This is a genomic window from Lentzea sp. NPDC051838, assembly GCF_040681245.1.
In the GTDB taxonomy this organism is placed as follows: domain Bacteria; phylum Actinomycetota; class Actinomycetes; order Mycobacteriales; family Pseudonocardiaceae; genus Lentzea.
In genome coordinates this window covers 1-23,248 of sequence record NZ_JBFAYI010000055.1, presented here as the reverse complement: position 1 = coordinate 23,248, position 23,248 = coordinate 1, and the positions used below count along the sequence as shown (strand labels likewise).

Genomic DNA, 23,248 nt, shown 5'->3' with positions numbered 1-23,248 from the left:
GCGCCTCGCAAGGGACCCGAAGTCAAGCCCCAATCGCAATCGTCGCGAAGCGGCGATGACGAAACCAAAGCCCGTAAGGCTGCCCGCGCGCCCACCAACGCAAGGCGACCCAACCACAAAACGCGACCAACCCCGCTGGAACCGCCGCTCAACCACAAAAGCCGACCACCGCACGGCGCGAAAGCGCCCAAAAAAACGGGACCAGCCCACCCCAAAGGCAGGCCGGCCCCCAAACAACCTCAGAACGTCCGCTGCACCCGATCCGCCACCAGCTTCACGAACCGAGCCGGATCAGCCAGCTCCCCACCCTCGGCCAGCAACGCGAGCCCGTAGATCAGCTCAGCCGTGTCGGCAAGCGACTCCCGCTCCCCACCCGCAAACGCAGCCTGCAACCCCTCCACCAACGGATGCGCGGCGTTGAGCTCCAGAATCCGCTTGATCTTCGGCAGCTCCTGCCCCATCGCCTTGTACATCTTCTCCAACGTGGGAGTGATGTCATGCGCATCGCCGACCACACAAGCAGGCGAGGTGGTCAGCCGAGTGGAGAGCCGAACCTCCTTGACGTCCTCGGCCAGCGAGGTCCCCATCCACTCCAGCAGCGACGAGAACTCCTCGGCCCGAGCCGCGGCAGCGGACTTCTCCTCGTCCGTCTCCAGATCCACCTGCCCCTTGGCAACGGACTGGAAGAGCTTCTCCTCGTAGGACGGCACCGAGTCGACCCACATCTCGTCGATCGGGTCGGTCAGGATCAGAACCTCGTACCCCTTGGCGCGCAACGCTTCCATGTGCGGCGAGTGCTCGACGGCGGTCCGCGAGTCACCGGTCATGTAGTAGATGTGCTCCTGGCCGTCCTTCATCCGCGAGATGTAGGAGGCAAGGGAGGTCAGCGAGTCCGAAGACTCGGTCGACGCGAACGAGCAGATGTCGAGGATCGCCGTGCGGTTGTCGGTGTCGGAGAGCAGGCCCTCCTTCAGAGCCGCGCCCACCTCGCCCCACAGCTTCGCGTAGTCGTCCGGACGAGAACCCATCAACGACTTGATCGACGACAGGACCTTCTTCACCAGACGGCGGCGCATCAGCTGGATCTGGCGGTCCTGCTGCAGGATCTCGCGCGAGACGTTCAGCGAGAGGTCCGCCGCGTCAACGACGCCCTTGACGAAGCGCAGGTACTCGGGCATCAGCTCGGCGCAGTCGTCCATGATGAAGACGCGCTTCACGTAGAGCTGCACGCCGCGCCTGCTGTCGCGCATGAACAGGTCCAGCGGCGCCTGCGCGGGCAGGAACAGGAGCGCCTGGTACTCGAACGTGCCCTCCGCCTGCATGCGGATGGTCTCGAGCGGCGCGTTCCAGTCGTGGCTGATGTGCCGGTAGAACTCCGCGTACTCCTCCTCCGTCACCTCGGAGGCCGGGCGCGCCCACAGGGCCTTGCGGGAGTTGATCTCCTCGCCGCCGAGGCGCACTGGCCAGGTGATGAAGTCCGAGTAGCGCTTGACGATCTCGCGGATCTTGGCCGGCTCGGTGTAGTCCGGCAGCTTGTCCTCGTCGTCGGACGGCTTGAGGTGCAACGTGACCGAGGTGCCCTGCGGCGCGTCCTCGACGTCGTCGATCGTGTAGGTGCTCTCGCCGGTCGACTCCCAGCGCACACCCTCGGCGTGCGGGTGCCGCGTCACCAGCGTGACCTTGTCGGCCACCATGAACGACGAGTAGAAGCCGATGCCGAACTGGCCGATCAGGTCCGAAGACGACGACGACTGCTGTTCCTTGAGCTGCTTGAGGAACTCCGCGGTGCCGGACTTGGCGATCGTGCCGATGAGCCGCACGACGTCCTCGCGCGTCATGCCGATGCCGTTGTCCCGCACGGTCAGCGTGCGGGCAGCGGGATCGGACTCGATCACGATGTGCAGGTCGTCGATGTCGACGGCCATGTCCTTGTCGCGGAACGACTCCAGCCGCAGCTTGTCCAACGCGTCCGAGGCGTTCGAGACCAGCTCGCGCAGGAACGTGTCCTTGTTCGAGTAGATCGAGTGGATCATCAGCTGCAGCAGCTGACGCGCCTCGGACTGAAACTCAAGCGTCTCCATGAATCCCCACCGAAAAACGAAAACCGGAACAGCCCTACAACTTAGCGACCCACCACTGTGAGAGCGCCTGGAACCGTGCGAAGCGAGACGGGCAACGCTTCCTGCCGTTCACCGTCGGCGTAGGCGATCCATCCGTTACCGCCGGACAGAGACACCTCACGCGCGCGGAACGTGCGCACGGACGGATGTGACGTGTGTGCGCCGGTGCGCAACGTCGGCAGCATCCGGACCAGCATCGACCGGCTCGCGTGCTCCACCACCGTCACGTCGAACAGGCCGTCGGACGCGTCCGCCGTGGGGCAGACCGGGATTCCGCCGCCGTAGTTCGGCGTGTTCCCGACGGCCACCAGCGTCGCGTCGAGCGAGAACGTGTCGGTCTCGGTGGTCACGAGCAGAGGCGCCGACCGCAACGACGCGAGCTCGGCCAGGATCGCGAGGTCGTAGCGGCGCGGACCGGCAGGCCAGCGCATCGCGTTCGCCCGCTCGTTCACCGCGGAGTCGAACCCCGCGCACAACACCGTCGCGAACCACTGCCCCGTCGACAACCGGCCCAGGTCGAGCTTCTTGCGCGTCCCGAACACCACGTCGTCGACCGAGGCGGACCCGATCGCGGCCGCCAGGTCGTTGCCGGTCCCGGCCGGCACGATGCCCAGCGCCGTCGACGTCCCCGCACACGCCTGGATGCCCAGGTGGGCGGCACCGTCACCGCCGAGCACCACCAGCAGGTCGACACCGTCAGCGACAGCCTCGTGCGCCAGAGCCAGCGTGCCCTCGGCGTCGTGCGCCACCAGCTGCGTCAACGACGAGACGTGGGGACGCAACGCGGCGGCGGTCGACCCGGCCATGCGGGCCGCCCGCCCCTTGCCCGACGCCGGGCAGACCAGCAGGGCTGCCCGCGTCACGTGGCGTCGTCGTAGTTCACGCGCTTCGAGGGTTCCGAAGCGGCCGGTTTCTCACCGGGGTCGTTGCCGTCGGCGTCGGACGGCGTGTAGTCGAACGGAGCCGCCTCGTTGTCGTCGAGCTCGTCCCAGCCCTCGGCCTTGCGCAGCTTCGCCGCGCGCCGGTCGTGGATCCGCGCGAGCTGGATCGCCAGCTCGAACAGCAGCGACAGCGCGATCGCCAGCGCGACCATCGAGATCGGGTCGGTGCCCGGCGTCGCGATCGCGGCGAACACGAACAGGCCCATCAGCAGGCCGCGCCGCCACTTCGCCAGCGTCTCGTAGGTGACCACGCCCGCGCGGTTGAGCATCACCACGACCAGCGGCAGCTCGAAGCTCACGCCGAAGATGAACAGCATCGTGATGATGAACGAGACGTACTTCCCACCGGTCAGCGCGGTGATGAACTGGTCGCCACCGAAGCTGATCAGCACCTGCAGGCCCTGCGGCACGACCCAGTAGGCCAGCACGGCGCCGGCCGCGAACAGGATCGCCGCGAACGTCACGAAGGTGCGCGCGAACTTGCGCTCCTTCTGGTACAGGCCGGGGGTGATGAACGCCCAGAACTGGTACAGCCAGAACGGGCTGAGCAGCACAGCGCCCGCGGCCGCACCCACCTGAAGGCGGATCATGAAGCTCTCGAACGGCTCCGTCTGCAGCAGCCGGCAGCCCGTCTCACCGGGGAACTGGACCCGGTACGGCGCGAGATCCGGCTGGCAGTACGGGCCGGTCATGATGTCGCCGAGCGACGGGACCGGGCCCAGCCTCACGGCGAACCAGATCCAGCCGAAGATGGCACCGATGGCGATGATGAGCATCGCCATGCCGAGCCGATGCCGCAGCTCGTACAGATGATCCTTGAGCGACATGGTGCCGTCGGGGTTACCCCGACGGCGCTTGCCGCGTTCCCGGCGCTCGGCGAACCACCGGAACGGACTTGCCACCTCCGTGACCGTCCTTCTCTTGAGGAGACCAGGAGGTCAGTTAGTTGTTGGCCTTGTTCTGCGAGGTCTGCTCGATCGGCTGGGCGACCTGCGGCTGCTGAACGGGCTGCTGGACCTGCGGCTGAGCGGGCGGCAGCTGCTGAACCGGCTGCTGCGCGGGCTGCTGCTGAACTCCAGCGTCGTCGTCGCTCGAGTCGCGCAGGCCCTTCGTCTCGGCCTTGAAGATCTTCGCCGACTTGCCGAGCGAACGCGCCATGTCAGGCAGCTTCTTCGCACCGAACAGCAGAATGATCACCACAGCGATGATGATCAGCTCGGTGGGTCCGAGGTTACCCATTGGTGATCCTCCTGTCTCCCCCGCCACGACGATCGTACGCGGGGTTCGCCCTGGTACGGGCCTGTTCCGGGCGCCGCCGTTGCGCGAAGGCCACCTTGAGCGCGGCTGAGCGCGCCTTCAGCAGACCGACGCCGTCGCCGACCCTGTCCCCCACCAGAGTGCGTGCGCTGGCGAATCGACGCAAGGATCGGATGACTCGGACACTGATCGCGACCATCACGATCAGGCCGAGCAAGATCAGCGCCAGGGTCGGTGTGTACGGCACGAGCACACGTTATACGTCTTAGGTGGACAGCAGGTGATCTGCCCGGCGCAACGCTTCGCCCGCCCGGCGCCGCACCTCGTCCGCGAGCTCGACCGGCTGCTCGACGTGCACGTCACCACCGAGTCCGAGGAGCAGGCGGACCATCCACGACGTGTCGTCGTAGCGCATGAGGACACGCGTGCGGCCGTCCGAGAGCTCCGCGGCGTGATCGACGGGGTAGTACTCGGCGACCCAGTGCGCGTCCGGTTCGAGCAGAAGGACCGCGATCTTCTGATCGTCCCTCGGCTGGAACAACCCCTCCGATGTATCCGTGAGGCGGGCGTGCGGCGGAGGCGACGAAGGCTCGTCGAGCACCTGCACGTCGTCGATGCGATCGAGCCTGAACAACCGCACTCCGAGCGCGGATCGGCACCAGCCTTCGAGGTAGCCGCGGCCCTCGACGAGCAGCAGACGCATCGGGTCGACGACCCGATCGCTCATCGCGTCGTGCGACTGTGAGTAGTAGCGGATGCGCACGGCCCGTTCGCGCTTCACGGCGTCCTGCACGGCCGCGCGGATCTCCGCGGTCTCCTCGCGCTCGAACGCCCCGAGGCCCACGACCATGCCCGCGGGCTGTGCCTTGCCGACCGCCGACTCGATCTTGGCCAACGCGCGCTGCACCGCGTCCGTGTCTACCACGCCGGGGGTGTCGCTCAGCGCTCGCAGCGCCACGAGCAACGACGACGCCTCGGCCGCGGTGAGCCTCAGCGGCTTGTTCATGCCCGCGTCGAACGAGACGGTGATCGTCTCGCCTTCGAAGCTGAGGTCGATCAGGTCGCCCGGCCCGTAGCCCGGCAGGCCGCACATCCACAGCAGCTCGAGGTCCTTGCGCAGCTGCTTCGGCGTGATCCCGAAGTCGGCGGCGGCCTCCTTGACCGTGATCGCGGGCCGGTTGAGCAGGTACGGCACGAGTGCGAGCAGACGCGGCAGCCGTTCGTTCGACGCGGTCACCGCGCTCCTTCCAGTGCACCCTGCAGGCGGTCGCGCACGGACTTCTGCAGCACTTCGGGCTCCAGCACCACGACGTCGGGACCGAACCCGGCGAGCCACTTGGCCGCCGAGTCGGGGAACTTCAGGTCGATCTCCACGACGTCGCCGCCGTCGCGTTCCTCGACGATCTTGGCGTGCCTTCTGAGCCCCTGGGCGCGGTCCTTGGCGACCCAGATCTTCGCGGGCGCCGTGTGGTGCGGATCGACCTCCGTGCGCGCGATGAGGCTCATCAGATCCGTACCTTCAGGCACCTTGAACGCGCCGGACTTCCCGACGGGCTTGACCGTGCCGACGATCCGGGAGAGCCGGAAGCAGCGGGTGTCGTCGCGGTCGCGGTCCCAGCCGACGAGGTACCACTTGCCGCGCCAGGCGACCACGCCCCACGGCTCGACCGTTCGTGCTTTCTGCCCGCCGGGCGGCGGCTTGCGGTAGTCGAACGTGACGGCCTGCCCCGCCTGAACCGCCTGCAGCAACGGCGGAAACGCGGGCTCGTTGGCGCGCACCTTGGGCTCCACGGCGGCCGGCGCGTCCTGGTCGACGTCCACCCCCGCGGCCCTGAGCTTGATCAACGCACCGTGCACCGCGCCCGTGAGCTGCGGCGAGTCCCACAACCGCGCGGCCAGCGCGACCGCGGCGGCCTCGTCCGGTTCGAGGTCGATGTCGCCGAGCTCGTAGTCGCGCCGCGCGATCCGGTACCCGTCCTCCGCGCCCTCGACGTTGGACTGCCTGCCTGTCTCCAGCGGCACGCCGAGATCGCGCAGCTCGGACTTGTCCCGTTCGAACATGCGGAAGAACGCCTCGTCCGTCGGAGCTTCGTGATAGCCCGGGACGATGGCGCGGATGCGCTCCGCTGTCAGGTACTGGCGGGTCGACAGCAGGCACAGCACCAGGTTGACAAGGCGTTCGGCGCGTGCGATGGCCACGGACAAACCCTAACCCGTGCGCGCGGGGAAACCTCATCAACACCTGCGGTCAACGGTCCGTTCAGAACAAACGGCCCCGCGCATGAGAAAGGACCGGCGGCCCTGCACCACCGGTCCTCTCGTGCGGTAAGCCCCCGCCGGCGTCCCTGCAACGCGGCGAGAAACCTCGCTTCGGCTACCCCTGTGAGGTGCGGCCGACACGTCCCTTTTCGCCGGAGGCCTATCAGGTGTTACCAACGCGGCCGACGGCAGGCGCGATGACGATCTCGGAGCCGGGGTCGTGCGGGAGGCCGGTCGTGCCGGCCACGATGAAACTCGCCTTGCGCCAAGGCTGTTCCCGCAGTATGAGCGGCAGTTCCTCGGCCAGCCACGCGGCGACATGCCGCCGCTGGTCCGCGGAGTCGCCGTCGCGAACCACCAGCCGCCGTTCCTGCTCGTCCAGGTCTCCCTGCACCCAGATCGACGCGTCGAACCACGGGACGAGCTCCTCCCGGATGATCCCGGTGCCCTCGATCCACACGACGTCCGTCCCGGCGGCGACGCGGATCCCGCCGGGCCGGTGGTGCTCCACCCACGCCCGCGGCCGGAACTCCACCGCCTCACCCCGGTGGAGCGGCTTGACGATGTTCTCGATCAGCAAACCGCTCCAGTCGAAGTACGCGTGGTTCCAGGCGACGTCGTCCGTGTGCACGACCGCCGATGCCGCGACGACCGCCCTCAGCCGTTCGGCGAGCGAGGACTTCCCCGCGCCACCGCGTCCGTCGATCGCGACGAGCACAGGACGTCCCGCGGGTGCGGGCTCACGCAGCCGTCGCACGACCTCGGACAGCCTCTCGACCCGCCACCCGGAGGCCTCGGGCTCACCCGGACGCAGACGCATGGCTAGGTGCGCCCCACCCGTCCCTTCTCACCGGACGCCCAGCAGGTGTTGCCAACGCAGTCGACCGTGTCGAAACTGCCCTGGTCAGCGACCTTCCAGCTCTTGCCGTCCCTGCTCACGTCAGTGCCCGACGGCCCGACCGCCACCAACCCGTTGCCGCGGTAGGCGATGCCGGACCGGTAGCCGATCGGAGCCTGCTTGCCCGCCGTCCACCCGCGCCCGTCGTTGGTCGCGAACGCCGGCGTCGGATCCGTGGGCTTCTTGTAGTCGCCACCGATCGCCACACCCCGCCACGGCGTCTTGAACGCCACCGCGAACACCCCGGCAGCCTCACCACTCGGCAACGGGACCTCGCTCGCCTTCCACGACCGCCCGCCGTCGCGCGACTCCAGCACCCGTGCTTTCGCGCCGCCGCCGGTCGCGATCCACGCGTGGTTCCCGCTGGTCGTCACGCACTGCCCGGACGCCGCGAACGCGAACTCCCCCGGCAACGCGTCAGGCATGCCCTTGGTGTCGTTGACGTGCCACGAACGACCGCCGTCCCACGTCCGCAGCACCCGGAACTTGCCGTCCACCGGGTCGCTCAACGCCAGCCCGCGGAACCGGTCGAAGAACGCCACGCAGTCGTAGAACGCGTTGGCATCGGTGTTGCGGAACGACTCCTGCCACGTCTTCCCGCCGTCGGACGTGCGGTAGATCCGCGACGACTCACCCGGCCCGATGGACAACGTCACGGCGTTGCGCGCGTCGAACGCCTCGATGTCGCGGAACTCGAGCTCCGACGTGCCGGGCGGGCCGACGGACTCCCACGACCGGCCGCCGTTCACCGTGCGCAGAACCGTGCCCTTCGAGCCGCTGACCCACGCGACCTGCCCGGACACGGCGGACAGGCCCCGGAACTGGGCGGTCGTGCCGGTGGGTTTCAGCTCCCAGTAGGAGTCGGCTGACGCGACTCCGGCCGGGAGAACCAGGAAAGCAGCGAGTGCCGCCGCGATGATCCTCATGCGACGGCACTCTGCCACTTCTCAGAACGCTGCTAAAGCGACGAAATGAGCCTCTCCACGCGCTCGTCCACCGCCCGGAACGGGTCCTTGCACAGCACCGTGCGCTGCGCCTGGTCGTTCAGCTTCAGGTGCACCCAGTCGACCGTGAAGTCGCGCCCGGCTGCCTGCGCGGCGGCGATGAAGTCACCGCGCAGCTTGGCCCGCGTGGTCTGCGGCGGGGTGTCCTTGGCGGCCTCGATCTCGCCGTCGTCGGTCACCCGCTCGACCTGGCCCTTGCGCTGCAGCAGGTCGAACACGCCCCGGCCGCGGCGGATGTCGTGGTAGGCGAGGTCGAGCTGGGCGATGCGCGGGTTGGACAGGTCCATGTTGTGCTTGGCCATGTACCGCTCCATCAGGCGGTTCTTGATGGCCCAGTCGATCTCGCGGTCGATCTTCGACAGGTCCTGCGCCTCGACGGCGTCGAGCGTGCGGCCCCACAGTTCGAGGACGCGCTGCGCCATCGGGTCGGGCGAGCGCTTGGCGACGTGCTCGACGGCCTTCTCGAAGTACTCGCGCTGGATGTCGAGCGCGGAGGCTTCCTTGCCGCCGGCCAGCCGGACCGTGCGGCGGCCCGTCAGGTCGTGCGAGATCTCGCGGATCGCGCGGATCGGGTTGTCCAGCGAGAAGTCCCGGAACTGGACGCCCTGCTCGATCATCTCCAGCACGAGGTTCGCGCTGCCCACCTTGAGCAGCGTCGTCACCTCGGACATGTTCGAGTCGCCGACGATGACGTGCAGGCGCCGGTAGCGCTCGGCGTCGGCGTGCGGCTCGTCGCGGGTGTTGATGATCGGGCGGGACCGCGTGGTCGCGGACGACACGCCCTCCCAGATGTGCTCGGCGCGCTGCGAGAGGCAGTACACGGCGCCGCGCGGGGTCTGCAGGACCTTGCCCGCGCCGCAGATCAGCTGGCGCGTGACCAGGAACGGCAGCAGCACGTCCGCGATGCGCGAGAACTCGCCGGCCCGTGCGACCAGGTAGTTCTCGTGGCAGCCGTAGGAGTTGCCCGCGGAGTCGGTGTTGTTCTTGAACAGGAAGATGTCGCCGCCGATGCCCTCGTCGGCCAGCCTGCGCTCCGCGTCGACCAGGAGGTCCTCGAGGATGCGCTCGCCCGCCTTGTCGTGCGTGACGAGCTGGGCCAGGTCGTCGCACTCGGCCGTGGCGTACTCCGGGTGCGAGCCGACGTCCAGGTAGAGCCGGGAACCGTTGCGCAGGAACACGTTGGACGAACGTCCCCAGGAGACGACCCGGCGGAACAAGTACCGCGCGACCTCGTCCGGGGACAGACGACGCTGCCCGTGGAAGGTGCAGGTCACCCCGAATTCTGTCTCAATGCCGAAGATCCGCCGCTGCATCCCTCAACAGTAGGCGACTTCCGGCCGCACGAGGGTGATCCGTTCGGGCGGCACGCCGGTTGCGGTTTAGTGTCGGTGGGGTGTGGAAACGGGTCAGCGCTCTCGACAAGAAGCTCATGAGCACCTCGGCCGGACTGCGTCCAAGCAGGCTGGACAGGGGTTTCAAGAGGCTTTCCAAGGCCGCTAACCACAGTCTGTTGTGGTTCGTCGTCGCGGCTGTTTTGGCAACCGGTAAGGGGCCGTTCCGACGTGGTGCGATGCGAGGTCTCGCCGCCATTGCCGGGGCCTCTGCCAGCGCGAACCTGGTCGGCAAGTCGCTTTTCCCACGACGGCGGCCCGCCGCTGATCTGCTCGCGGTCGAGCGCCGGTTGTCACGCCGTCCGACGTCCTCGTCGTTTCCGTCCGGTCACTCCGCGTCAGCCGCCGCTTTCGCCACCGCGGTGGCGATGGAATCACCCAGAGCGGGTGTTGTCGTCGCACCGATCGCCGCCGCCGTGGCTTATTCACGCGTGCACACAGGCGTGCATTGGCCGTCGGACGTTGCAGCGGGCGCGGCGGTGGGTGTCGGTGCCGCGATGCTCACGCGCCGTTGGTGGCCGCTCGGGCGCAACGAGCCCGCGTCGGCCTACGAACATGCCGACCTGACCGCTCTCCAGGACGGCGACGGGCTGGTCGTCGTCGTGAACCCGCACTCCGGGATCGGGCCGGATCCGACACCGCGGATCGCCGAGGAGTGGCCGAAGGCGCAGATCGTCTCGATCGAGGAGTTGGCGGATCTCCCGGACGCGAAAGCCGTGGGGGTCGCGGGCGGTGACGGGACCGTCGCTGCCGTGGCCGCTGTTGCTGCCGAGCGCGACCTACCGCTCGTGCTCATCCCCTCCGGCACGTTGAACCACTTCGCGCGGGACGTGGGCATCGAGGGGCTGCACGACACGGCTCAGGCGGTCGCGGACGGTGTGGGCGTGCGGGTGGACCTCGCGCAGGTCAACGGGCAGTGGTTCGTGAACACCGCCAGTCTCGGCGGCTACCCCGACATGGTGCGGATCCGGGAGAAGCTGGAGAAGCGGTGGGGCAAGTGGCCGGCGGCGGCGATGGCCCTGTTCCGCGTGCTGCAGCGCGCGAAGCCGTTGAAGATGACGATCGACGGTGACAAGCACCTCGTGTGGCTGCTGTTCGTCGGCAACGGGCCGTATCGGCCCAAGGGGTTCGCACCGACGATGCGCCCGCGTCTGGACGACGGGCTGCTCGACGTCCGGTACGTGCGCGCGGACCGTCAGTTCTCGCGCACCCGGTTCTTCCTCGGCGCGCTGCTCGGGGCGTTGGAGCACTCACGCACGTACAAGCACTTCGAAGTGGCGTCGTTGAACGTCGAGGTGCACGGCGAGCCGATCTCGATCGCGACGGACGGCGAGGTGCGAGAGAGAGGCAACCACTTCAAGTTCCGCTCACGTGCGGCTGCTCTCGGGATCTATCGACCGTAACTGGTGTTCGACATTGTCGAACGTGCGCAGCTAGAGTGGGGTGCGTGCCCGGACCCATTCAGTCCATTCAACGCGCGGCGGAGGTTCTCAAGCTGCTCGCGCACGGCGGCGCGCACCAGCTGAGCGTCGGCGAGATCGCCCGCGCGCTGGACCTCGCGAAGCCGACCGTGCACGGGATTCTGCGGACGTTGCAGGAGGTCGGGTTCGTCGAGCAGCCCGTCGAGGGCGGCAAGTACCGGCTGGGCGCCGCGCTGTTCCAGATCGGCACGTCGTACCTCGACGGCAACGAGCTGCGCGCCAAGGCGTTGAACTGGTCGGACACGTTGGCGATGCGTGCGCGCGAGGCGGTGCGCATCGGCGTGATGCACGGCAAGCACGTTCTCGTGGTGCATCACGTGTTCCGTCCGGACAACAGCCGGCAGGCGCTGGACACGGGCGCGCTGCTGCCGTGGCACGCGACCGCGCTCGGCAAGGTGCTGGTGGCGTTCGGCGAGTGGCCGGACGGCGAGCTGCGGCGGTTCACCCGGCACACCCTCGACGAGGAGGGGTTGCGGGCGGCGCTGGACGAGGCGCTCGTCCGCGACTGGGCCTACGACCTGCACGAACTCGTCGAGGGCGAGGCGTCGATCGCCGCTCCGATCCGGGACGGGCGTGGCGCTGTCGTGGGCGCGGTGGGGATCTCCGGGCCGGTCGAGCGGCTGTGCGAGTCACCTGATCAGCCGCCGCGGCTCGAACTCGTGTCCTACGTACGTGAGGCAGCTCGCAGTGTCTCGAGGGAGCTTGGCGGCCTCTCCTGGTAGTAATGTGGCAACCGTTCGACAATGTCGAATGACTTGGCACAGAGGAGTGCACGGTGAGCTTTGTCGCTGCGATCGACCAGGGCACGACGTCGTCCCGGTGCATCGTGTTCGACCAGTCAGGCTCGATCGTGTCGGTCGCTCAGCGCGAGCACCGGCAGATCTTCCCGAAGCCGGGCTGGGTGGAGCACGACGCGTCGGAGATCTGGACGAACGTGCAGTCCGTCGTTCGCGACGCGCTGGCCCACGCCTCCCTGAGCCTCACCGACATCGCCGCGTTCGGCATCACGAACCAGCGCGAGACCACGGTCGTGTGGGACAAGGCGACCGGCGAGCCCGTGCACAACGCGATCGTCTGGCAGGACACGCGCACGGACGCGTTGATCAAGACTTTGGGCGACCAGGACCGGTTCCGCGAGCGCTGCGGACTGCCGCTCGCCACCTACTTCTCCGGCCCGAAGCTGCGGTGGCTGCTGGACAACGTCTCCGGCCTGCGCGAACGGGCCGAACGCGGCGAGGTCCTGTTCGGCACCATGGACACCTGGCTGATCTGGAACCTGACCGGGCGCCACGTCACCGACGTCACCAACGCGTCGCGCACCATGCTGATGAACCTGGAGACCCTGGACTGGGATCCCGAGCTGGTGTCCGCGATGGACGTTCCGGTCGCGATGCTGCCGGAAATCCGTTCCTCCTCAGAGGTTTACGGGGAGTACCAGGGCGTGCCCGTCGCTTCCGCTCTGGGCGACCAGCAGGCGGCGCTGTTCGGGCAGACGTGCTTCGCGCCCGGCGAGGGCAAGTGCACGTACGGCACGGGCGCGTTCCTGCTGATCAACACCGGGGACAAGCCGGTGCAGTCGCAGAACGGGCTGCTGACCACCGTGGGCTACAAGATCGGCGACGAGCCCGCCGCGTACGCGCTGGAAGGCGCGGTCGCGGTGACGGGCGCGCTGGTGCAGTGGTTCCGGGACAAGGTCGGGCTGATCTCGTCGGCGGCGGAGATCGAGACCCTCGCGCGGACCGTGGACGACAACGGTGGCGCGTACTTCGTGCCCGCGTTCTCCGGACTTTTCGCGCCGCACTGGCGTTCCGACGCGCGTGGCGTGATCGCGGGACTGACGGGCTACATCTCGCGCGGACACCTCGCACGGGCCGTGCTGGAGGCATCGGCGTGGCAGACCCGCGAGGTCGTGGACGCGATGAACGCCGACAGCGGTGTGGACCTCACGACGTTGCGGGTCGACGGCGGCATGACCGCCAACAACCTGCTCATGCAGTTCCTCTCGGACGTGCTGGACGTGCCGGTGGTGCGCCCGATCGTCGCCGAGACGACGTGCCTCGGCGCGGCGTACGCGGCCGGTCTCGCGGTGGGCTACTGGACGAGCACGGACGAGCTGAAAGCCAACTGGCACAAGGCGGCCGAGTGGGAGCCGTCGATGGAACCGGCAGCACGCGACAAGGGCTACCGGAAGTGGAAGAAGGCGGTCGAGCGGACCGTCGGGTGGATGGACGAGGACGATGACTGACTTTTCCGCACAACGTTCCAGGGCTCGCGAAGAGCTGCAGCACGGCAAGTTCGACGTCGTCGTGATCGGCGGCGGCATCCTGGGCATCGCGACCACGTGGGCCGCGGCTCGCTCGGGTCTGCGCGTCGCGCTGGTGGAGAGCGGTGACTTCGCGGGCGCCACGTCGTCCGCGTCGTCGAAGCTGGTCCACGGCGGCCTGCGCTACCTCGCCATGGGCCCGTCCGCGGTGCCGATGGTCCACGAGAACCACAAGGAACGCCGCGCGCTGGGCGACCGCCTGGCCCCGCACCTGGTGCGCCCGCTGCCGTTCCTCGTCCCCGTCTACAAGGGAGGCCCGCACAGCCGCTTCGTGCTGGGTGCGGGCGTGACGCTGTACTCCGCGCTGTCGGGCTTCGGCGACGGCATGGGGAAGGTGCTTTCGGCGCGCAGGGCTGTTGAATGGGTGCCTGACCTGCGCGCCGAAGGTCTGCGCGGTGCCGCGATGTACTACGACCACCAGATGAACGACAGCCGCGTGGCGATCACCGCCGCCCGCGCCGCCGCCGAGGCCGGTGCCGTGCTGCTCAACCACATCTCGGTCGTGGGCCTGCGCAAGACCGGTTCGAAGGTCACGGGCGTCGACCTGCGCGACTCGCTCGGCGAGTTCGGCGTGGACGCGAAGGTCGTCGTCAACGCGACCGGCCCGTGGCTCGACGTGCTGCGGCGCATGGAAGACCCGGCCGCCGACCCGTCGATCCGGCTCTCGAAGGGGTCGCACCTCGTGATGCGGACCCAGTCGGAGTGGAAGGCCGCGCTGACGATCCCGGTCGACGACGTGCGCGTCTCGTTCGCGATCCCGTGGGAGGGCCACCTCCTGCTCGGCACCACCGACGAGGCCTACGGAGGCGACCCGGCTCAGGTGTCCTGCACGGACGCCGACGTCGACCAGATCATGTCCGAGGCGGGCGTGGCCGTGACGGGCCTGGACAAGGCCAACCTGGCCTACACGTTCGCGGGCCTGCGCGTCCTGCCCGGCGGCCCCGGCGACACCTCGCACGCCAAGCGCGAAACGGTGATCACCGCGGGCTCCGGCGGCATGATCAGCGTGGCCGGCGGCAAGTGGACGACGTTCCGCAAGATCGGCGCCACGGTGCTGGACCGCGTGAACTCCGAGCTCGGCCGCACCTTCGACGGCCCGCTGGACGGTGTCGCCCTGCCCGGTTCCGCCTCCCCCGACACCGTGGGCTCGGTGCTCGGCCACGCCTGGGACGCCCTGCCCGACGACGTGGTCCGCCACCTCGCCACTCACTACGGCACCACCTCGCACGAGGTCGTGGCCCTGGGCCTGGAGAACCCGGCGCTGCTGGAGCGCGTCCACCCGGACGGCCCGGACATCTGGGCCCAGGTCGAGCACGCCCGCCGCACCGAGTGGGCGTCCGAAGTGGACGATGTCCTGCGCCGCCGCACCACCGTCATGGTCCGCGGCCTGGACTCGCCCGAGGTGCGCACCCGAGTCTCGGAGCTGCTGGCCTCCTGATGCTCGCGGCGGGTCCGTCCACATCAGTCCGATGTGGACGGACCCGTGCGCTTCCACCTCACCCGGAATCAGCGGAACGCCCGTCTCCTGCCGCGCGGTCTTGGTTACCTGTCTTCGTGACAGACGACAGAGCGCGACGAGTCGTGATCGTCGCCTACGACGACGCCCAGATCCTCGACGTGGCCTGCCCCAGCGGGGCACTGGAAAGTGCGAACCTGTACGGCGCGGTACCGCCCTACGCCATCGAGCTGGCCACGACCTCGGGACGCGGGGCGCGCAGTTCGTCGGGAATCGTGCTCGCGGGAGGGCGGAGGCTCGCTGCGGTGACCGGGCAGATCGACACTTTGGTCGTCGTGGGCGGGCTCGGCACCAGGGCGGCGATGTCCGACGAGAGGATGCTCGCCCAGGTGCGGCGGCTGGCCGGTCGCAGTCGCCGTGTCGCGTCGGTGTGCACCGGCACGTTCGTGCTGGCGGCCGCCGGGCTGCTGCACGGCAGGCGAGTCACCACCCACTGGGGATACGGCGACGTCCTCGCCAAGGTCTTCCCCTCGATCGCCGTCGACCTCGCCCCGCTCTACATCAAGGACGGCAACGTCTACACCTCGGCCGGAGCGACCAGCGCTCTGGACCTCACCCTGGCGTTGATCGAGGACGACCACGGCCCCACGCTGGCGCGCAACGTCGCCCGCGAACTGGTGACCTACCTGCACCGCCCCGCCAACCAGGCGCAGATCAGCATGTTCCTGTCCGCACCGCCGCCCGGCGACCGGCTCGTGCGCGACCTGCTCGGCCACATCGCCGCGCACCTCGCCGAGGACCTGGGCCCCTCCACGCTCGCGGCACGGGCCGGGGTCAGCACACGTCACCTCACCAGGTTGTTCGCCACCCACCTGGGCACCACTCCCGCTCGCGCCGTGCGAGCGGTCCGGACCGAGGCCGCCGCGCACCTGGCACACAGCAGCGAACTGTCGCTCGCGGCGATCGCCCGCCGGTGCGGCCTGCGATCGGCCGAGACCCTGCGGCAGTCCTTCCTGGATCACTACGGGGTCACGGGGGACAGGATTCGCAGGATGCCGGACATGCCACGCCCGCTGGACCCGCGTCAGGACCACTCTGCGAGGACATGACAGTTCAGAACTGAAGAACGAGGGGTCTTCATGAGAACGTCTTCACGGTCCTTGCTCGCTGTCCTCGCGGCGGTGTCCCTGATCGGCGCGCCCGCCGTGCCCGCGTCGGCCGCTGTCGCGTCACCGGCCGGGGATCCGGTGGCGCAGGTCGTCTGCACCACGTGCAACGGATTCCGCTACCAGAACCCCGGCGAACGGGCGGTGTACCTGGTGATCGACGGCGTGCGGCACCACGTCCCCGACGAGCTGACGTACTTCAACCTGTGGGCGACCTTCAACGGACTGCAGTCCGGCGGGGCCGTCATCGACATCGGGGCGCCGCTGGTGTCCGGGTCCTACCTCGCCCGGGAGAGGGAAACGGGCAGGGTCTACCTGGTGGGCCGCACCAAGCGCTGGATTCCGAACGACAGGATCTTCGACCAGTACTCGTTCGACAGGGCCAGGATCCGTCCCGTCAACCAGGCGAGCCTGCCGGCGCGGGGGCCTGACATCCCCGGACGGTGAGTGACAGCTCAGGCGAGATCACCGGTACGGATCGGTGATCTCGCCGAGCTTCTCCAGCGCTTCCCGCAGCGCGGTCATGCGGCGCTTGCCGATGTGCCGCTCCCACTCCGCCTCGATCCGCGCCATCTCCGCCGCGGCGACCGGCATCGCACCCTGCGCCTTCTCCGTCACCCGCACCAGCCGCGCGCGGCCGTCGGACGGGTCGGGCACCCGTTCCACGTAGCCGAGCTTCTCCAGCTGGTCGACCAGGAAGCCCGCGGTCTGCTTGGTCACCTGGGCGGCCTCGGCGAGTTCCGTCAGGCGGGTGCCGTCTGCGCCGATGCGCTGCAGTACGCGGGCCTGGGCGAGCGTCACGTCGAAGCCCGCCTCGGTCACCGCCGCCATGATGCGGTTCTCCAGGTCCCGGTACGGGATGTAGAGCAGCAGCCCGATGTTCACCCGCGACTCCCCTTGCAACTAGTAAGAGACTCTGATTAAAGTAGTCAGTCTCTCGAACTAAATCAAGGAGAGGCGACCATGGATGAACAGCAGATGTGGCAGACGATCGACGCCGAACGCGCGGCGACGGCGAATCTGCTCGCCAGCCTCGAAGAAGACCAGTGGTCCACCCCGTCGCTGTGCGAGGGCTGGACTGTCAGAGAAGTCGCCGCCCACCTGTCGCTCGCGCACCGGATCGGCATCGGCGGCGCGATCGTCGAGTACGCGAAGGCCCTCGGGAGCTTCAACCGGGTGGTCGACCGCACCGCACGCGCCGAGGCGCGCAGACCTACCCCGGAACTCGTCGCCGAGCTGCGCAGTGCCGTCGGCGTCCACAAGACCGCTCCTGGCCAGAGCATCAAGAACGCCCTGATGGACGTCATGGTGCACACCCAGGACATCGCGCTGCCGCTCGGCATCGAACGCCACATGCCGATCGAGGCCGCCGTCGTGTCCGCGGAAGACCTGTGGCGCATGGGCTTCCCGTTCCACGCGCGCAAACGACTCGCAGGGCATCGGCTCGTCGCGACTGACGCCGACTGGTCCGCGGGCGAGGGCGCCGAGATCAGCGGGCCCATCCAGGCTCTCGTGATGCTGCTCGCCGGGCGCACCGCGACGATCCCGAAGCTCACCGGCGTCTAGAGCGCGCGCACCATCCTCCGGCACACGTAGACGCGCTCGAACCGTTGGCGCATCTCGGCCTCCCGCTCGATCCGCGCGTGCAGGAACGCCCCGGCGGCCACCAGGCCGTGCCGCGCGATCAGCACGGTGTCGATCTCCTCGGCGGACGCGTGCACGTGCAGGTAACGCGAGGCCTCCTCGAAACCGTTGCGCGCGTACCAGTCCAACGCCGGCTTGTCCTCGCGAGTCCAGGCGTCCAGGGTTCTCACCCCACACCGCTCCAGCCGCCGCAGCGCCTCCTCGAGCAACGCCGTGGCGATCCCCCGGCCCTGATGGTCGGGATGCACGACGACGTTGTCGATCGTCGCCTCCGCGCCGGGCACCGACACGTCCAGCACGCCGGCCACCTCGCCGTCGTCGAGCGCGACGAGCTCCAGGTCCGCCCGGCGTTTGGTCTGCCAGACGTCGTCGTAGTAGTTCGTCGCGAGGAACCCGAGCACCCGGCAGCGCAGCCACGACGGTTCGTCGGCCGGTTCGTAGTCCCTGATCTCCGCGGGCAGCCTCGGTCTCACCCTGCCCGGCGCTCCCAGCAAGTTCACTTCCCCAGTTCGACCCCGTGCGGCGTCGACCACGTCGTCCCCCAGTCCTGCTTCAGCCGAACGTCTCCGGCACCGTCCAGGGTTCCGGATGTCAGGCCTGCTCGCACGTGGGTTTCGTCAGTCACCGTTGCCAGGAACATACTCAGTATGCATACTCAGTATCCATGTCGGTCAAACACGGTCTGCTCGCGCTGCTCGAGCGCGGGCCCATGTACGGCTACCAGCTGCGGGCGGCGTTCGACTCGGCCACCGGCGGTACGTGGCCGTTGAACATCGGGCAGGTCTACACGACGTTGTCGCGCCTGGAGCGCGACGATCTGGTCGCCGCACTACCCGAAACAGAGGGCCAGCGCCCTTACGAGATCACCGCCCAGGGCCGCACCGAGCTCGAGAAGTGGTTCGCGTCCCCGGTGCAGCGCGGCGACAGGCCCCGCGACGAGGTGGCGATCAAGCTCGCGCTTGCCATCACGACGCCGGGCGTCGACGTCGCCAAGGTCGTGATGACCCAGCGCACCGCCACCATGCGCACGCTGCAGGAGTACACGCGCCTCAAGACCCAGCCCGGCGACCTGCCGTGGCTGCTGGTGCTCGACGCGATGATCTTCCAGGCGGAGGCCGAGCTGCGCTGGCTCGACCACTGCGAGGCGAGCCTCGTCCGCTACGAACCGCGCCCCGTCCCCGCGCCGACGGATGTCGAGGTGCCGAGATGAGCGTCCTCGAACTCCGCGACGTCCACCGCGTCCACGGCACCGGCGACACGTCGGTCAACGCCCTCGACGGCATCTCCCTGACCGTCGAACCGGGCGAGCTCGTCGCGGTGATGGGCCCGTCCGGCTCCGGCAAGTCCACGCTTCTCAACCTCGCCGGCGGCCTCGACAGCCCCACCAGCGGCCAGGTCCTCGTCGACGGCACCAGCCTGCAGTCGTTGTCCCGCAAGCAACTGGCCGCCTGGCGCCGCAAGCGCATCGGCTACGTCTTCCAGGACCTCAACCTCATCGCGAGCCTCACCGCCGCCGAGAACGTCGCGCTCCCCCTCGACCTCGACGGCGTCCGCAAGTCCCGCCTGCAGGCCGAGAAGGCACTGTCCGAAGTAGACCTCGACGGCTACGCGGACCGCTTCCCCGACGAGATGTCCGGCGGCCAGCAACAACGCGTCGCCATCGCCAGAGCCCTCATCGGCGAACGCCGCCTCGTCCTCGCCGACGAGCCCACCGGCGCCCTCGACTCCCGCACGGGCGAAACGGTCCTGCGCCTGCTGCGCTCCAAAGTGGACGCAGGAGCCGCTGCCGTCCTCGTCACGCACGACGCCCGCCACGCCGCCTGGGCCGACCGCGTGATCTTCCTGCGCGACGGCGTCGTCGTCGACGTCTCCCAGCGCGACCAGCCAGAAGAACTGTTGAGCACCCCGTGAACGGATGGCGCGCAGCACTGCGCATCGCCTGGCGCGAGGCCCGCCGCTCCCGCGGCCGCACCAGCCTCGTCGTCGCCCTGATCCTCATCCCGGTGGCCGCCCTGTCGTTCGCCGCGATCGTCTACGACTCGACCACCCCGACCGCGACCGAAGACGCCAACCGCCGCATGGGAACCGCCGAGGCCCTGGTCAGCTGGCCCTACCGCGGCCCCGTCATCCAGCAACCTATCCGCGACTCCGCCATCCCGATGGGCAACGCGGAAGGCGAAGCCCCCTCCGCGGACCGCCTCAAAGCCCTGCTCCCGGGCACCGAGCTCGTCCCCGTGGAGCGCGGCGGCGTCAACCTCCGCACCACCGCGGGCGTCGGCCGGGCAGCCGTGCGCATGCTCGACCTGAACAACCCGCTGACCAACGGCATGTTCACCGTGCTGGAGGGCCACGCCGCCAACAACCCCACCGAGATCACGTTGTCCCGCAAGGCGATGGCCCGCACCGGCGTCCAGCTCGGCGGCACCGTCACCACCGACGACAACCGCACCTTCACCGTCGTGGGCGTCGTCGAGGACGCGAACCGCCTGGACGACACCACCGTCTTCGCGCTGCCCGGCACCTTCGAGCAGGTCGACCGCTCCTGGCTGGTCACCACGCCCATCACCTGGGCGAAGGTCAAGGAGCTCAACAAGTCCGGCATCGCGGTCCTGTCGCGAACGGTCCTGCACAACCTGCCTCCGCAGTCCGAGCGCTACCCGCAGATCCCGGACTCCAACGAGCTCACCGCCGACATCCTCGTCCTCATCGCGGGCCTGGCCGTCCTGGAGATGTCCCTGCTCGCCGGATCCGCGCTGGCCGTGGGCGCCCGCCGCCGCAAACGCGACCTGGCCCTGATCTCGGCGGTAGGCGGCGCCCCGACCCACGTCCGCCGAGTCGTCCTGGCCGACGGCGTGGTCGTGGGCCTGCTGGCAGCCCTCGGCGGAGTCCTGCTGGGCGCGCTGGCAGCGTTGTTCAGCCGCCCGTTCATCGAGTACCTGATCGCGGAACGCTTCGCCGCCCAACGCTTCTTCCCGTCAGCCCTGGCAGCCCTCGCTCTGCTGGCGATCATCACCGGCGTGCTGGCGGCTCTCGTCCCGGCCTGGATCTCCTCCCGCCAGGACGTAGTCACCGCCCTGGCAGGCCGCCGAGGCATCACCCGCTCCCGCCGCCGCTGGCTGGTCCTGGGCCTGATCCTCATCGCCGCGGGCGTGGCCGTAGGCGTATTCAGCGCGATCCAGATGCAGATCGTCGGCATCCTGGTAGCCCTGATCCTCACCGAGGTAGGCCTCGTCCTCTGCACCCCGTCGCTGCTGGGCCTCCTGGCCCGCGCCGGCCGTTGGCTCCCGGTGGCCCTCCGCATCGCCCTGCGAGACGCCTCCCGCAACCGAACAGCAGCCGCCCCAGCCATCTCCGCAGTGATGGCCGCGGTAATCGGCGCAGTAGCCGTCAGCGTCATGCTCACCTCCCAGTCCCAGCAGGAGGCCAAACAACTGGCGGGCAACCTGGGCGACATCTCCGTCTACCGCCTCGACGACCTCAGCAAGTCCAGCACAGCCACCATCCCGCCCTCAGTGGCCACCGCCATCCGCAACACCATGCCCGTCAACGAAACCCACGAGATCAAACTCCTGGCCTGCGACGGCGGCCCGTGCTTCGCCCACGTCCGCCCACCAGCGGACCGCGAATGCCCCTACGCCGTGGACGTCCTGCACCGCGACCCGACCGACGCCGAACAAGCCTCCGCCCTCGCCGACCAGCGCTGCACCGGCGTGAACCAGATGCACCGCTACTTCGGCACCTTCAACTCCATCAACGGCTTCGTGGTCGTAGCCACCCCGGACGCAGTCCAACCCCTCCTCCACCTCCAGCCAGACGAGGTAGCCGCAGCCCAATCCGCCCTGCGCGCAGGCAAAATCGTCGTCAACAACCCGTCCCTGGTCGTAGGCGACAAAGCCCTCCTGGCCACCGGCACCAACGCCACCACCACCGAGGCCCAGGCCTACGCCACCCCGAACCGCGACCGCGCCCCGATGGCCGTCATGACCGAGGAAGCCGCCCGCTCCCTGCGCTTCAGCGCCTCGACGTTCACCATGTACGCCCCCACCACCCGCATGCCCACAGAAGCCGAACAGGACGCCCTGACCGCAGCCCTGGGCGCCGAATACCAAGTCCACGTAGACCGCCCAACAGAGTCAGACATCCAACAAGCCCTGAGCATCCTCGGCCTGGTAGCAGGCATCATCACCCTCGCGGCAGCAGCCCTGGCCACAGGCCTGGCAGCAGCCGACGGCCGCCGAGACCTGACCACCCTCGCCGCAGTAGGCGCCACCCCGTCCCTGCGCAAGCTCCTCTCGCTGAGCCAAGCAGGAGTGATCGCGGGCCTAGGAGGCCTCCTGGGCACAGCAGCAGGCGCGGGCTCAGCCCTAGCCCTCCTAGCCGCCCTGAACGTCGGCTACGCAACCATCTGGCCCCAACCAGACCTGAACCCGCTAACCATCCCCTGGCCCAACATAGCCATCTCACTACTGGCAGTCCCCGCCACAGCAATGCTGGGCGCGGCCCTCTTCACCCGTTCCCGCCTACCGATCGAACGCCGCGAATAGTCTCCAGACCATGACGACCTTCGCGATCGTGCACGGAGCAGGCGACGTCGGCTGGTCCTGGCACCTGGTAGCAGCAGCCCTGGAAGCCAAGGGCCACACCGTCATCGCCCCAGACCTTCCCACCGAAGACGAAACGAAGGACCTGACGGACTGGGCGTCCACAGTGGTGGCCGCCCTCCCGTCCACAGAGGACGTGATCGTCGTAGGCCACTCCTTCGGCGGCCTGACCGCCCCTCTGGTGGCAGCACAGATCAACGCCTCAGCCCTGGTCTACGTAACAGCCATGCTCGCCAAGCCAGGCGAAACGCCAGGCGACTGGTGGGAGAAAACCGGCTACGAGGACAGCGGCCTGGAAGACCAGTTCTGGCGCGACGTCCCACCAGACCTGGCAGCCGAGTCGCAGAAGAGGGAACGAGGCATGTCCGAGCACGCCATGGAAGTCCCATGGCCCCTGGACGCGATGCCAGACCTGCCAACGCACTTCATCCTGTGCACGGAAGACCGCTTCTTCACCAAGGAGTTCATGCGCCAAGTGGTGAAGGACCGCCTGGGCATCGAACCAGTGGAGCTGGCAGCGGGCCACTGCGCCCAACTGAGCAAGCCAAAGGAACTAGCAGAGCGACTAGCGGGCTACGCCACCTAACAGCGAAGCCGAAGGCGAGCAAGGCAAAGGCGAAGCCGAGCTGCTTTGAGCGAACACTCTAGGTGGGGTGGGTCCCGTCACGAGTCGTGGCTGATCGTTGGCCGCGCCCGAGGAGGGGTGT

The 23,248-nt window shown here is 68.8% G+C and carries 24 protein-coding genes; 11 read left to right on the top strand and 13 right to left on the bottom strand.

Annotated features, from left to right (window positions below):
- Positions 1–239: 239 nt before the first annotated feature.
- The 10 genes from htpG to pafA form a co-directional block, all read right to left on the bottom strand.
- A complete protein-coding gene (htpG, locus tag AB0M24_RS46470; RefSeq protein WP_363781410.1) occupies positions 240–2,081 on the bottom strand; it encodes a molecular chaperone HtpG in 1,842 nt (613 codons plus the stop codon).
- Between the two features lie 41 nt (positions 2,082–2,122).
- Entirely contained in the window at positions 2,123–2,983 is an 861-nt protein-coding gene (locus AB0M24_RS46465; RefSeq protein ID WP_363781408.1) for a diacylglycerol kinase family protein, read from the bottom strand.
- Positions 2,980–3,888 (bottom strand): twin-arginine translocase subunit TatC, encoded by a 909-nt coding sequence (gene tatC / locus AB0M24_RS46460; RefSeq protein WP_363781414.1) that lies wholly within the window; start codon positions 3,886–3,888, stop codon positions 2,980–2,982. Before tatC ends, AB0M24_RS46465 begins: the two co-directional genes overlap by 4 nt.
- Before the next feature lie 115 nt (positions 3,889–4,003).
- Complete coding sequence (gene tatA, locus AB0M24_RS46455) at positions 4,004–4,300, bottom strand: Sec-independent protein translocase subunit TatA (protein WP_363781406.1); 297 nt, start codon at positions 4,298–4,300, stop codon at positions 4,004–4,006.
- Positions 4,293–4,565 (bottom strand): bacteriophage holin, encoded by a 273-nt coding sequence (locus AB0M24_RS46450; RefSeq protein ID WP_363781404.1) that lies wholly within the window; start codon positions 4,563–4,565, stop codon positions 4,293–4,295. Before AB0M24_RS46450 ends, tatA begins: the two co-directional genes overlap by 8 nt.
- An 18-nt stretch (positions 4,566–4,583) precedes the next feature.
- Positions 4,584–5,555 carry a YafY family protein gene (locus AB0M24_RS46445; protein ID WP_363781402.1) on the bottom strand — a complete coding sequence of 324 codons (972 nt, stop codon included), beginning with the start codon at positions 5,553–5,555 and terminating at the stop codon, positions 4,584–4,586.
- The gene (locus AB0M24_RS46440) at positions 5,552–6,517 is read right to left on the bottom strand and encodes a WYL domain-containing protein (RefSeq protein ID WP_363781400.1); all 966 of its coding nucleotides are present in this window, start codon (positions 6,515–6,517) and stop codon (positions 5,552–5,554) included. Before AB0M24_RS46440 ends, AB0M24_RS46445 begins: the two co-directional genes overlap by 4 nt.
- 223 nt (positions 6,518–6,740) lie before the next feature.
- Positions 6,741–7,397, bottom strand: coding sequence for a hypothetical protein (locus AB0M24_RS46435; protein ID WP_363781398.1), 657 nt, complete (start codon positions 7,395–7,397; stop codon positions 6,741–6,743).
- A 2-nt stretch (positions 7,398–7,399) separates the two neighbouring features.
- Positions 7,400–8,401, bottom strand: a complete 1,002-nt coding sequence (locus AB0M24_RS46430) for an oxidoreductase (RefSeq protein ID WP_363781396.1) — start codon at positions 8,399–8,401, stop codon at positions 7,400–7,402.
- Between the two features lie 32 nt (positions 8,402–8,433).
- On the bottom strand, positions 8,434–9,792 hold the full coding sequence (gene pafA / locus AB0M24_RS46425) for a Pup--protein ligase (RefSeq protein ID WP_363781394.1): 1,359 nt from the start codon (positions 9,790–9,792) through the stop codon (positions 8,434–8,436).
- A gap of 116 nt (positions 9,793–9,908) precedes the next feature.
- On the opposite strand from pafA, the gene AB0M24_RS46420 reads away from it, so the two are divergent.
- The 6 genes from AB0M24_RS46420 to AB0M24_RS46395 all read left to right on the top strand — a co-directional run bounded on the left by AB0M24_RS46420 (position 9,909) and on the right by AB0M24_RS46395 (position 16,743).
- A complete protein-coding gene (locus AB0M24_RS46420) occupies positions 9,909–11,273 on the top strand; it encodes a phosphatase PAP2 family protein (RefSeq protein ID WP_363781412.1) in 1,365 nt (454 codons plus the stop codon).
- A gap of 44 nt (positions 11,274–11,317) precedes the next feature.
- A complete protein-coding gene (locus tag AB0M24_RS46415) occupies positions 11,318–12,073 on the top strand; it encodes an IclR family transcriptional regulator (protein ID WP_363781392.1) in 756 nt (251 codons plus the stop codon).
- 53 nt (positions 12,074–12,126) lie between these two features.
- On the top strand, positions 12,127–13,596 hold the full coding sequence (glpK, locus tag AB0M24_RS46410; protein ID WP_363781390.1) for a glycerol kinase GlpK: 1,470 nt from the start codon (positions 12,127–12,129) through the stop codon (positions 13,594–13,596).
- Entirely contained in the window at positions 13,589–15,112 is a 1,524-nt protein-coding gene (locus AB0M24_RS46405; protein ID WP_363781388.1) for a glycerol-3-phosphate dehydrogenase/oxidase, read from the top strand. The genes glpK and AB0M24_RS46405 overlap by 8 nt, the downstream gene beginning before the upstream one ends.
- A gap of 116 nt (positions 15,113–15,228) precedes the next feature.
- Complete coding sequence (locus tag AB0M24_RS46400; protein ID WP_363781386.1) at positions 15,229–16,239, top strand: DJ-1/PfpI family protein; 1,011 nt, start codon at positions 15,229–15,231, stop codon at positions 16,237–16,239.
- Positions 16,240–16,269: 30 nt separating this feature from the next.
- Positions 16,270–16,743: a hypothetical protein gene (locus AB0M24_RS46395; protein WP_363781384.1), complete on the top strand. Its 474-nt coding sequence runs from the start codon at positions 16,270–16,272 to the stop codon at positions 16,741–16,743.
- Positions 16,744–16,761: 18 nt separating this feature from the next.
- Here the strand turns inward: AB0M24_RS46395 and AB0M24_RS46390 are convergent, their stop codons facing one another.
- Positions 16,762–17,181: a MarR family transcriptional regulator gene (locus AB0M24_RS46390; RefSeq protein WP_363781382.1), complete on the bottom strand. Its 420-nt coding sequence runs from the start codon at positions 17,179–17,181 to the stop codon at positions 16,762–16,764.
- 78 nt (positions 17,182–17,259) lie between these two features.
- On the opposite strand from AB0M24_RS46390, the gene AB0M24_RS46385 reads away from it, so the two are divergent.
- Positions 17,260–17,862, top strand: coding sequence for a maleylpyruvate isomerase family mycothiol-dependent enzyme (locus AB0M24_RS46385; RefSeq protein WP_363781380.1), 603 nt, complete (start codon positions 17,260–17,262; stop codon positions 17,860–17,862).
- On the opposite strand, the gene AB0M24_RS46380 is transcribed toward AB0M24_RS46385, so the two are convergent.
- On the bottom strand, positions 17,859–18,413 hold the full coding sequence (locus AB0M24_RS46380; RefSeq protein WP_363781378.1) for a GNAT family N-acetyltransferase: 555 nt from the start codon (positions 18,411–18,413) through the stop codon (positions 17,859–17,861). The genes AB0M24_RS46385 and AB0M24_RS46380 overlap by 4 nt on opposite strands.
- Positions 18,414–18,436: 23 nt before the next feature.
- A complete protein-coding gene (locus tag AB0M24_RS46375; RefSeq protein ID WP_363781376.1) occupies positions 18,437–18,565 on the bottom strand; it encodes a hypothetical protein in 129 nt (42 codons plus the stop codon).
- Positions 18,566–18,604: 39 nt separating this feature from the next.
- Between AB0M24_RS46375 and AB0M24_RS46370 the strand changes: the two genes are divergently transcribed.
- The 4 genes from AB0M24_RS46370 to AB0M24_RS46355 are packed head-to-tail and all read left to right on the top strand — an operon-like array spanning position 18,605 to position 23,127.
- Positions 18,605–19,150: a PadR family transcriptional regulator gene (locus AB0M24_RS46370; protein ID WP_363781374.1), complete on the top strand. Its 546-nt coding sequence runs from the start codon at positions 18,605–18,607 to the stop codon at positions 19,148–19,150.
- On the top strand, positions 19,147–19,851 hold the full coding sequence (locus AB0M24_RS46365) for an ABC transporter ATP-binding protein (protein WP_363781372.1): 705 nt from the start codon (positions 19,147–19,149) through the stop codon (positions 19,849–19,851). The genes AB0M24_RS46370 and AB0M24_RS46365 overlap by 4 nt, the downstream gene beginning before the upstream one ends.
- Positions 19,848–22,484: an FtsX-like permease family protein gene (locus tag AB0M24_RS46360; RefSeq protein ID WP_363781370.1), complete on the top strand. Its 2,637-nt coding sequence runs from the start codon at positions 19,848–19,850 to the stop codon at positions 22,482–22,484. The genes AB0M24_RS46365 and AB0M24_RS46360 overlap by 4 nt, the downstream gene beginning before the upstream one ends.
- 10 nt (positions 22,485–22,494) lie before the next feature.
- Positions 22,495–23,127 (top strand): alpha/beta hydrolase, encoded by a 633-nt coding sequence (locus AB0M24_RS46355; RefSeq protein WP_363781368.1) that lies wholly within the window; start codon positions 22,495–22,497, stop codon positions 23,125–23,127.
- Positions 23,128–23,248 lie beyond the last annotated feature (121 nt).